This is a genomic window from Rhodospirillum sp. A1_3_36 (genome assembly GCF_047263945.1).
GTDB lineage: Bacteria > Pseudomonadota > Alphaproteobacteria > Rhodospirillales > Rhodospirillaceae > Rhodospirillum.
Genome location: NZ_JBLAVB010000021.1, coordinates 41,161 through 52,342, shown reverse-complemented (window position 1 = coordinate 52,342; position 11,182 = coordinate 41,161). Strand labels below are relative to the sequence as shown.

Sequence of the window (11,182 nt, the reverse complement as noted above, 5' to 3'; positions counted from 1 at the left end):
CGGTGGGACAACCACACGCCAGTTTCAGTCCGCGTGGATAAGCGGAAGGGCGTTCACCGCACTTCGAGCCGCGTCTGATCGAGATTTTCGTTTCAGTCCGCGTGGATAAGCGGAAGGGCGTTCACCCTACCTCCCTGGAAGGGATTGCGCAAGGCTGATCTTTGACAGGACTTTCCACTGATCTGGCCTGAAACTGTCGTGTTTTCGCGGCAAAGTTTCATGTTTTCTCTCGCGATTCTATTATTGAATAGGTTATTCAATAGGTTGTTGAAAATCCACTGATGTTTTGCCGTTGGAGGGCCTTTTGGAACCCATTGCGCGATCCTGTCCCAGGCCGGGCGCCCCATGCTCTCCGCCCGCCGGGACAGGCCGGGTGCCACGGGCAGACTTGACCCTGATCATCAACCGTGGGAATGGAGAGATCCTTCGCGTGCCGGTACCCCGCCGCCTTGATACGGCGGAAGAGGGGACGATCTATGAGGCCGGAGGCGTATTGCAACGGTTCGCCCAGGACGTCCTGGCCGTGGCGGAGGTCGGAAGGGACATCGTATCATGCATTTCGCTCCACAAATCCGCATCCCGGCCACCTACATGCGCGGGGGAACCAGCAAAGGGGTCTTCTTCCGGTTGGAGGACCTTCCCGGCCGGGCCCAGGTTCCGGGCGCGGCGCGGGACCATCTTTTCCTGCGGCTCATGGGAAGCCCCGACCCCTACGGCAAACAGACCGATGGTATGGGGGGCGCCACCTCCAGCACCAGCAAATGTGTGATCCTCTCCAGGAGCGCGCGACCGGACCATGACGTGGACTATCTCTATGGGCAGGTGTCCATTGATGGCGCTTTCGTGGATTGGTCGGGGAATTGCGGTAATTTGACCACGGCGGCGGGGGCTTTCGCCCTCCATGCCGGTCTGGTGGAGCGGAGCCGTGTGCCGTTGGACGGTGTTTGTGTCGTGCGCCTCTGGCAGGCCAATATCGGCAAGACCATTCTCGTCCATGTTCCCATCCGTGGTGGTCAAGTCCAGGAAACCGGAGATTTCGAATTGGACGGTGTGACCTTTCCCGCAGCGGAAATCGTTCTGGAATTCCTCGATCCCGCCGAGGAGGGGGAGGACAGCGGCGCCCTGTTCCCCACCGGACACCCCGTCGATGTCCTGGACGTTCCGGAAAGCTTGGTCGCGGGGGGGAAACTCCCGGCGACGCTGATCAACGCGGGCATCCCCACCCTTTTCGTCAATGCTGCGGATCTGGGCTATCGGGGGACGGAAACCCAGGGGGAGATCAATGGGGACGGCGCGGCCTTGGCCCGCTTTGAGGCCCTGCGCGCCATCGGCGCCCTGCGCATGGGGTTGATTGATACTCTGGACGGGGCCGTCAAACGTCAACATACGCCCAAGATCGCCTTCGTCGCGCCACCGGCAGACTACACGGCCTCCAGCGGTCGGGTGATCCGGGCCGGGGAGGTGGACCTGTTGGTCCGCGCCCTGTCCATGGGGAAATTGCACCACGCCATGATGGGCACGGCCTCCGTGGCCATAGCCACCGCTGCAGCCATTCCGGGAACCCTCGTGGCCCAAGCCGCCGGGGAAAGGGGGCGGAGCGCCGTGCGGTTTGGCCATCCCTCCGGCATCCTGCGCGTGGGCGCGGAAGCCCGGTTGGAGGAGGGCCGATGGAGCGTGACCAAGGCGGTCATGAGCCGGAGCGCCCGCATTCTCATGGAAGGCTGGGTCCGTGTACCCGGCGATTGTTTTTAGGTTTATAGGGGAGTTTTCATGTCCACGCGCAAGCAGCTCAAGACCCTCGTCGAGGCCCGTCGGGGCGTCATCGTTCCCGGCGCCTTCAATGCCCTGTCCGCCAAGGTCATCGAGGACCTGGGCTACGAGGCCATCTATGTCACCGGGGCGGGGGTGACCAACATGTGGTTTGGCATGCCCGACCAGGGGTTCATGGGGTTGGCGGAGATCGCCGATCACACGGCGCGGATCCGCGACGCGGTTTCGCTTCCCCTGCTCGTGGATGCCGACACGGGCTTTGGCAATGCCCTGAACGTCTATCACACGGTGCGGACCCTGGAGCGGGCGGGCGCCGATTGCATCCAGTTGGAGGACCAGGTGGCGCCCAAGCGCTGTGGCCACTTCTCGGGCAAGGCCGTCATCTCGACGGAGGAAGCGGTGAGCAAGATCAAGGCCGCCGCCGATGCCCGCCGGGATCCGGACCTGCTGATCATGGCCCGCACCGACGCCGCGGCTGTCCACGGCTTCGAGGCGGCGGTGGAGCGCGCCCAACTCTTCGCCGAGGCGGGGGCCGATATCCTGTTCGTTGAGGCCGTGACCACCGCTGAGGAAATCCGCGCCTTGCCCCGGCGTCTGGATCGTCCCCAGTTGATGAACATGGTCATCGGCGGTAAGACGCCGATCTTCAATGCCACGGAACTGGCGGATTTGGGCTTTGGTATCGTGCTCTATGCCAACGCTGCGCTCCAGGGCGCGGTTTCGGGGATGCAGAAGGCGCTGACGGTGTTGCGCGACGAGAAGGAAGTGAAGGAATCCAGTGGCTTGGTTGCGCCCTTCGCCGAACGCCAACGGCTGGTGGGTAAGCCCGCCTGGGATGCCCTGGAAAGCCGGTACAGTTGAGTGCTGCTTCCCGGGGGCTACGCGTGAGACGACATCGCATCGTCGATGACGTCGGAGACCTTCCCGGCGACGGCGGTTTCTCGCTGGCCGGGTCGTTGCCGTAGAGCTTATGCGCGGTGGTCACCACCGGCCTGGGCGCCTCGGGGGTCCAGAGGGTGCGCTGAGGCAGGCCTGGGGCGGTGGTCTTCAGATGGGTGATCACGGCGGCCCGGGCCTTGGCCAGGGCGTGACAGGTGTTGTCGTCGGCTTCCCACATGGCCTCGGTCAGGGCAGGGGACAGGCTGTCCGTCAGGTTCAGGCCGTTCTCGGCGATCCCCACCATGATCTCGCCCGTGGGGGGGACGAGCTTGGCTGGTTCCTTGGCCTCGACGGCCTTCAAAAGGCGCTCCTGCTGCTCGAAGACATCGGCGCCGAGCAGCTCTTCGGAGAGGGTGCAGCTGCATCCCGTAATCCCAGGGCGCGCCGTCCATCATCCCGTGTTCACGATTGATTTCGTAGATGCCCAGAAGCAGGCCCTTTTGATCCTGCCGCATGTAGGTGACCCCCTCAAGGTCGACGACCATTGGCATCTCCTTGTCGAGTGCCGCGACCTCCAGGATGGTCTCTGTGATCAGGTAGTGGTGGTTCAGCGGCGACAGCGGCAGCTCGATCCCCGCCATGCGACCGACCTGCTTGGCCCACAGCCCCCCGGCGTTGACCATGTGCTCGGTCTTGATCGTGCCCTTCTCTGTGATGACCTCCCAACCGTCGCGGGTCTGCCTGAGGCCGAGAACGCGGTTGTGCTCGATCACTTTGGCGCCGCGCTTCTTCGCGGCCTTGGCATAGGCGTACACTGTACCGGTGGTATCGACATAGCCTTCGCGTTCGGCCCACATGCCTCCGATGATGCCATCGGTCGAGAGGATCGGACAGGCCTCTTTGGCCTCCTTCGGGGTGATCAAGTGCACATCGGTAATGCCAATCGACTGAAAGGTCCGGTAGGCCGACTGCTGCCATTCCTAACGATCGGGTGTACCGGCAAGAGGCATGCCGCCGGTTATCTGCATCCCGACGGAGTGATCGGCTTCCTTTTCGATCTCCGCCATCAGGTCGACGGTATAGGCCTGCAGGCTGACGATGTTGGGGTCGGCGTTCAGCGCGAAAGCGCCGACGATCGCGAATTTGTAATTCATCATTTTCCAGAGTCCCAAACTGTGCAAAGGGAGCTATTTCCCGGAATTTCTGGAGCCGCGCCGCACTGCCGAGCCCGCCCTACCTGCGGCTCTTGAACGATCCAACGGCACAGGGCACGACAGTGTCTCGTCATTTTTTGGGTGATTGCCCAAGCCCATTTGGGGCCTTTCGGACCCAGTGGGGGACGAGGCAAAGCCCCGTGACTGGAAAGCACCCCCTGTCGTGTACCATGGTCCAACGGAGTGGTTCGGTTCCATGCGCCCGTCATTCCGGGGTTTCATGCGGATTTGCTGTACCTGTCTCGCCACGCTGGGCGGCTGCCTCGAAACCCTCAATTCACGGAGGGTTGCTTTTCGAAAGGTTCGACAAGAATGGGAGGACCCCGGCCTCCCAGGACGGTTCAGTAAAGTGAGCTTAGAGCCTCATTCAAAATGACTCTCATTCTTTCAAAGGTTTCATCGTCATTCCCTATTCGCGTTCTATGCACGGTCAACGGGTTGTGGGTAAAATGGTCAGGGGAACGCGAATCCCTTGGGACGATGGGAGATGAGGCTATGACGAAAGACAGTCCGGACAGCGCCTTCTCGTTGGGAGATCTGCTGATCAGCCTTAGGGCGGATCTTGAAGCGGCGAAGGAAAGCGGGATAGGTAAATCGGTTAAATTCGAGATCGAGCATGTGGATCTCGACCTTCAGGTGGTGGCCTCTGCCTCGGGAAAAGCGGGGGCGGGTGTGAAACTGTCCGTCGTCGGTTTTGAATTCGGCGGGGATGTGTCGTCCGTAAAGACACAGCGGCTTCAGATGCGGTTGAAGCTGGCGCCGGGACCGGACGGCGACAGAAACGAAATCTCTCAGGACGGACCCGGGCGCCCCCCTAGGACATAAACCATGAACTGGAAGGATCATGTTGTCGAACTGTGGGTTCCGAAAACGAAGGGAGGGAAAACGGGCACGGCCTTTTGGGTCGCGTCGGACAAGCTCATGACCGCCCGGCATGTGGTCAGGCCAAAAGACCGCTCCAAGGCGCCAATTGAGTTTTTTTGGAAGACGAAAGAAAACTCGGGTTGGATTCCCTTGGCGGTGACACCCGATCCCGTCGTCTGGGAGTGCGAAAAACTCGACCTTGCCCTTCTGCACGTGGATTCGAGGCCGAAGGAGTTCGTCGGCCACCTGATCTTGCGAGGGGATTTGCCAGAGATCACCAAGGTGTTTTCCTGGGAAGGTCGCGGTTTTCCCGAGGTGGCAAAACAAGACCACGGTCTGGGTTGCGCCGACTTTAGAGGCGATGGGCTATCCATGGCCTCATTTGACGAAGTCATCTCCGTAACGGCGAGCGGTACGGAGCCTGATACCGGCGGGGGCTGGAAGGGCGCATCGGGGATGCCGGTTTATGTGGAGGGTTTGGGTGTCGTCGGTGTCTGCATCAAGAAAATGCCGAACCGTAAAGAGACAATGTTAAGCGCGGCGGCGGTGACGCGGGCGTTCACGGGGGATCACAAGGACTGTTCCCATGGTTCTCTAAGGGACCAGATGCCCGGCTACCAAGCCATGGAGGAGATGCGGGCGAGGGTGAAGGGCCTTCTTGGAAAGGAACCCATCTCCAAAGAGGTCCAGGAGATTGTTCTGGCGAGTTTGAAAGAGCTGGATCCGGCCTTCCAGTCTTTTGATTCGGAACGGTGGATTGACCATCTTCTGGACGCGGTGCAGACAATGCCGCCAGGGCAGTTTTTTTCCGTTCTCTCCCATGATCTGGAGATACGGACGCCAGAGGAGGTGCTAGACCTGCGCCGGTTGACACAAGTCTTTGCCCCTTATGCGTTTTGGGTCAGTACAGCGGACCTTGGAGAAATCCGCGCCCGCCTCACGGAGGGGGAGCCCGTGGCTCTGCCGATCGCTCTCCCCGCAGGAACACATTGTTTCGCCGAAATTATCATGGCCGCCGCCGAAGACCGACCGGTGGACTATCACCCCCGCGACGGGGAGGAGCACAGACCCCTCGGAAGGAAGCTGATTTCGCTTCTGCCGGTGATGGGATCCGACCAAACGGTTGGCGGTCAGGCGCAGGGTATCTTGGACGCCATCATGGCCAAATACCCGGAACTGACCTGGGTTGATCAAAATGGATTTATACCGGAAGTGAGGCGTCAGCTCGGCTCGGACCTGTCCTTTGCCGGGGGGGAATGGTCGAACCTCAGAACGAGGTTGCTGATCGCGAAACAAAGCAAACGTCCCATGCCCTATCTGGCCGTCGTCATTCCGAATGATTTGAATCCCGATCTCAGGGAAAACCTGGAGAAGGTTGTGAACGAAGTCGCCCGTCTAGGGAAACCGCTGCCGGTGCTGACGTTGGATGTTGATCTGATGGACAGAGATTTGCTGCGGATGGGCGGATTTCATTATTTTCTTCCCATCCGTGCCCCCGACGCATAGGAGAGACCATGTTCCCCGCCCAGGCCGATGTTCCGATCAAAGACGTTCCCCTCTCCGAAAACAGAACCTGCCCGCATATTTTCGAGCAGGAGGATATCGACGCCCTTTCGGCGGCGATGGCGGCGGAGCGCACCCTGTTGCTGCTGGGGGAGCCCGGGGTTGGGAAAAGCCAACTCGCCAGGGCGGCGGCTTGGGTCCTCCGGCGCGCCTTTTGCCATGTCGTCGTCGATGCCCGCACCGAGGCCCGAGACCTGCATTGGTCCGAGGACATGGTCGCACGGCTGGCCGATGCCCAACTTGTCGGAGTCATGGCCGATCCGGATGAGGCAAAGAAGACCCGGGTGGACCTTGCCTTGGAGAAATACATTCAGCCAGGCCCACTCTGGTGGGCGTTCCATTGGACCGATGCCGAACGACAGGCCAAGGAGGCTGGCGGAGGGAGCCCCTATCTTCATCCGGACTGTAGCCCGGACAAGGGAACGGTCCTGCTGATAGACGAAATCGACAAGGCCGAGGCCGATGTGCCCAACGGCTTGTTGGAGGCCCTGGGATCCAGGCAATTCCAGCCCACGGGGGGGATTACCGCCGTCCAGGCCAAGCGGTGGCCGTTGATCGTGGTCACCAGTAACGACGAACGGCGCCTACCCGATGCCTTCGTGCGCCGGTGTATCGTTCATACTCTCAGCCTACCAGCGGAGGAAGCGCCCTTCGTCGACCGATTGGTGCCCGTCGGGCGGGCGCATTTCCCTGCGGCGGACGAGGCGTTGTTGCGCGAGGCGGCGAAGGTGACCCATCGGGATCGGGGGATATGTGATCAGCAGCGTCTGAGGCCGTTGCCCGGTCAGGCGGAATACCTGGATCTGCTGCGGGCGGTGATGACCGGTCCCCGACCGCCGGACTGTACCCCATCGCAATGGATGAACCGGATCTCCAAGTACTTTCTGCTGAAACACGCGAGTTTGCAGTGATGGCGGAGCGGGGGAGCAGTGGCCGGGCCGATCTCGCCCGGCTCCTCGCCGTTGCGGCGGAGGCAGACCAGGACCGTCTGGGGTTGGTCCTCGGATACGCCCGGGCCGAGCAGGCATTGGACGGGAGGCCGCTTTGGAGCGGTGAGAGGCCGGATACTGGATCGTCTCCCCCGCCACAGACGCCCCCGCCACAGCCCCCCTCGCCGCAGAGGCCCATACCGTCAAAGACCGCACCGGGACCGGTGCGTCAGGCCCCCCAGGCTCCGCTTCCCCTGCTGATGCCCCTGTGGTTGCGGATGGACCCCGAGCCAGAGCCACCGCAAGAGCCCGGGGAGGCCGGGGGGCCGGGCATGGCCAAGGCCTGGTCCAATGCCCCGACGGCCCCCCCGCCCTGGCCACCGGCACGGTCCCGGGAGTCCCTGGTGTCCCAGCTTCGGCGGCTGCTTGCGCCGTCCTGGCTGTCGGGCGGCATCGATCTCGACGAGGGCATTCGCGGCGTGGCCAAATGCCTGCCGATACGCAAACCGCCGCGCCGCGTCGATCGGAGTTGGGCGCGGCGGTGTCATGTGGTGATGGATCGGGATGAGGCCTTGATCCCCCTATGGGCGGATCAAGACCGGGTGATCACGACTCTGCGGGAGGTGGCACCGGCGATGGAGGTCATTCCCGTGACCTTGGACAGGGGGGATGGCCGGTTCTGGCATTTTTGCGGGGACCGGTGGGAGACGGTCGATCCGGAGAGGGAAGACGGCCCCTGGTTGGTCTTGGGGGACCTCGGCGCGGCTTCCGGGCGGGATCAAGCGGTTTGGCTTTCCCTGGGGCGGACCCTGGCTCCCGGGCAGGCGCTGGCCCTGACGACCGGTGGGGTGGGAGATGTCGCCCCGGAGCTGCGGGCCCTCTGGCGGATAGAAACCTGGGAGGACATGGACCGGAACAGTCCCTGTGACGCGGAAGAGCGTCGGCGCATGCTCCATAAACTATTGATTTACCTGTCGCCGACGCTTTGCTTTTCCCCGGGGCTGCTGCGGGCCATGCGGCGCGCCCTGTTGCCCCGGGCCGATATGACCGTGGAATGTCTGGTTTGGGCGGATCCCGCCGTGGAAGTCTGGTCGCCCATCCTGACCTGTCTGCGACCGGACAGGGCGGAGGGTCTGCGCCGGGCGTTCGAAGGCGATTTGCTGACCGATGGCGAGCGAACAGAGGCGCTGAAGGTGATCCGCTCCTGGCGAAGCGGCGGGCGGATCTGTCGGGGCGCCGAGGAGTTTTGGTTTCCGGAAATTCTTAACCTGTCACCGGAGATCCGGCACTGTCTTCCCGACCCTGGGGATTTGGCGGAGGCCCGGCGCTATTTCGGCGCTTTGCACCGGCGGCAGAGGGGCGGGGATACCCTCACCCTGGAACAACGGGTTTGGGTTGCGCAACTGGAGCAGAGGGTCCCCGCCGCGGCTGACCGGGAGGAGGAGGTCCGGGCGGTGGTCGATGCCGTTCGAGCGGTGCAACGGACGCGAAAGAAACCCTCTTCTGGCGGGGCCTTGGAGGCGGTGGCTTTGCGCCATGACGGCGACCGCTTGACCCTGGATCCCGTGATACCCGGGACGGGGTCTCTTGTGGCGATTCTGCCCACGAACAACGGCATCGTGGATATGGAGGGGCCCGACCCCCTGAGCGAGGAGGTTCGGCGGCGGTTTCCCTGGTCCGGACCAGGACAAGACCCCCTGGCGGTGAAAAGGCGACGGTATGAGGTCCGACCGGGGCAATCGGTGCCGATCGACTGGTCGGCCCCCCCATTCCAGATGCCCTATTCCATGGCGGAGAGGATGGTTGGGGGCGCTTTGCGCGGCATTGATGGCTGGGCGTCCTCCGCAGGACGGGATGCCCATGGGGTGTGGGCGGAGTTCACCTATCGGGGGATCACGCAACGTCTCCGCTGGTGTCCGCCGGGGCGGTTTCGCATGGGCTCGCCGCAGGATGAGGTGAACCGGTTCGACAATGAAGGCCCTCTAACAGAGATCACCATAGCCGACGGCTTCTGGCTGTTTGATACGGCTGTGACCCAGGCCCTTTACGAGGCAGTGATGGGAACCAACCCGAGCTGGTTTACAGAGGATGGGACTTCCCGCCCCGTGGAGCGGGTGAGTTTCGAGGATGCCGAGATGTTTCTATCTCGCCTGAACGGGGAGATGTCGGGACTGGTTCTCTCTCTTCCAAGCGAAGCGCAATGGGAATACGCCTGCCGGGCGGGGTCGGATGCGCCCTTCGAGCCGACGGTCGCGGCGACCCATAGAGGGCAGGATATCACGGTGGAGGAAGTGAATTATGATGGAAATGACCCCCTGGGCGAAGAGGGCAAGGGCGCGTATCGGAAAGAGACGGTTCCGGTGAAAGGGGTACCGTTTCGTCCCAACGCCTGGGGTTTGTGGCACATGCAGGGCAATGTCGATGAGTGGTGCGCGGATCTGTGGAGCAACAGCCACGACGGAGCGGACCCTCTCGGTAAGCCTCGCTTGGAAAGCGAGAAAGGCGAGCGGGACCGCGTTGTTCGCGGGGGCTCCTGGTACGACTACCCCAGGGACTGCCGGGCCGCGATCCGGTACGGGCTCGCGCCCGATGACCGGTTCAACTATCTTGGTTTCCGCCCCGCCGGAGGTCAGGTCCCGAGCTCCAGCAAGCCAGGGGACGGCCCGGAGGGGCGTCTTGGCTTTTACGGCCCGGAGGGCCGTGGCCGGGGTTCCGGTACGGCGGGCAAGCCGGAGGCGTCCGCCGTTCGGGATCCCGGCGGCCGCGCGGAGCGCGGCTCGGTGCCGGAGCGTCTGCGGGTGACGCCGGGGCGGGGGGCGCGCATCGGGTTGCCCGCCGCGCCCTTCATCCTTTGCACGGACCGGGCGGAATTGGTCGTCCAGCAGCGGACCCTTGAAACGCTGCCCTGGGCCTCCGCCGTTGGGCGGGACCGCTATGGCCTGTGGTCGGAGTTCACCTATGAGGGGGTGCTCCAGCGCCTCCGCTGGTGTCCCCCCGGACGGTTCCTGATGGGCTCGCCGGAGGATGAGTCCGGGCGATATGACAGGGAAGGCCCCCAAACGGAGATTACCATCGCCGAGGGGTTCTGGCTGTTCGACACGCCAGTGACACAAGCCCTGTACGAGGCGGTGACGGGTGAAAAGAACCCGAGCCGCTTCCAATCCCCCGACCGTCCGGTGGAACGGGTGAGTTGGGAGGACGCGGGGCGTTTCCTGGACCGCCTCAACGGACTCCTGCCGGGTCTGGACCTGGGTCTTCCCAGCGAAGCGCAATGGGAATACGCCTGTCGGGCGGGAACGCGGGAGGCGACCTATGCCGGTCCCATGGACATCTTGGGTGAGCACAATGCGCCGATCCTGGAGGAGATCGCTTGGTACGGCGGCAACAGCGGTGTGGAGTTTGACCTGGAGAATGGGCTCGACAGTTCCCATTGGGAAGAGAAAGCCCATGACCATAAGACGGCGGGCACCCATCCGGTAAAGGGAAAAGACCCCAACCCCTGGGGACTCCATGACATGCTGGGAAATGTCTGGGAATGGTGCGCGGATCTGTGGAGCGACAGTCACGACGGAGCGGACCCTTTCGGCAAGCCTCGCTTGGAAAGCGAGAAGGGCGAGCGGGTCCGCGTTGTTCGCGGGGGCTCCTGGCGCAGCAGGGCCAGGTACTGCCGGGCCGCGATTCGGAATGGGTACGCGCCCGATGTCCGGCTCAACTCCATTGGTTTCCGCCCCGCCGGAGGTCAGGTCCCGAGCTCCAGCAAGTCCGGAGACGGCCCGGAGGGCAGTCTTAGTTTGAACGGCCCGGAGGGCCGTGGCCGGGATGCCGGTACGGCGGACTAGCCGGAGGCGTCCGCCGTTCGGGATCCTGGCCGCCGCGCGAAGCGCGGCTCAGCAGCCAAGGGCTCTTCCAAGAAAGACGGCGACAATGCGGTTTGATTTTTTCACCCCTGCGCCTCGCAGGATG

General features: G+C 63.2%; 7 protein-coding genes and 1 pseudogene. 6 read left to right on the top strand and 2 right to left on the bottom strand.

All coding sequences use genetic code 11. From position 1 onward, the window contains the following. Nucleotides 1-552 precede the first annotated feature (552 nt). Both prpF and ACLIRY_RS23460 read left to right on the top strand, forming a co-directional pair. On the top strand, nt 553-1,752 hold the full coding sequence (gene prpF / locus ACLIRY_RS23465; protein ID WP_413207856.1) for a 2-methylaconitate cis-trans isomerase PrpF: 1,200 nt from the start codon (nt 553-555) through the stop codon (nt 1,750-1,752). A gap of 18 nt (nt 1,753-1,770) precedes the next feature. Then, nucleotides 1,771-2,631 (top strand): isocitrate lyase/PEP mutase family protein, encoded by an 861-nt coding sequence (locus ACLIRY_RS23460; RefSeq protein ID WP_413207855.1) that lies wholly within the window; start codon nt 1,771-1,773, stop codon nt 2,629-2,631. A gap of 107 nt (nt 2,632-2,738) precedes the next feature. Here the strand turns inward: ACLIRY_RS23460 and ACLIRY_RS23455 are convergent. Together ACLIRY_RS23455 and ACLIRY_RS23450 are read right to left on the bottom strand one after the other, a co-directional pair. Then, nucleotides 2,739-3,602, bottom strand: a pseudogene (locus ACLIRY_RS23455) (NAD(P)/FAD-dependent oxidoreductase); the annotation flags it as partial. A gap of 27 nt (nt 3,603-3,629) precedes the next feature. Beyond that, nucleotides 3,630-3,806, bottom strand: coding sequence for a hypothetical protein (locus tag ACLIRY_RS23450; protein ID WP_413207854.1), 177 nt, complete (start codon nt 3,804-3,806; stop codon nt 3,630-3,632). Between the two features lie 552 nt (nt 3,807-4,358). Between ACLIRY_RS23450 and ACLIRY_RS23445 the strand changes: the two genes are divergently transcribed. From ACLIRY_RS23445 to ACLIRY_RS23430, 4 genes are read left to right on the top strand one after another with little or no spacing between them, the layout of a single operon-like run. Continuing rightward, entirely contained in the window at nt 4,359-4,688 is a 330-nt protein-coding gene (locus tag ACLIRY_RS23445) for a trypco2 family protein (protein WP_413207853.1), read from the top strand. 3 nt (nt 4,689-4,691) lie between these two features. Further along, entirely contained in the window at nt 4,692-6,233 is a 1,542-nt protein-coding gene (locus ACLIRY_RS23440; protein WP_413207852.1) for a hypothetical protein, read from the top strand. 8 nt (nt 6,234-6,241) lie between these two features. Further along, nucleotides 6,242-7,201 (top strand): AAA family ATPase, encoded by a 960-nt coding sequence (locus ACLIRY_RS23435; protein ID WP_413207851.1) that lies wholly within the window; start codon nt 6,242-6,244, stop codon nt 7,199-7,201. Then, entirely contained in the window at nt 7,201-11,058 is a 3,858-nt protein-coding gene (locus ACLIRY_RS23430; RefSeq protein ID WP_413207850.1) for a formylglycine-generating enzyme family protein, read from the top strand. Before ACLIRY_RS23435 ends, ACLIRY_RS23430 begins: the two co-directional genes overlap by 1 nt. Nucleotides 11,059-11,182: the final 124 nt, after the last annotated feature.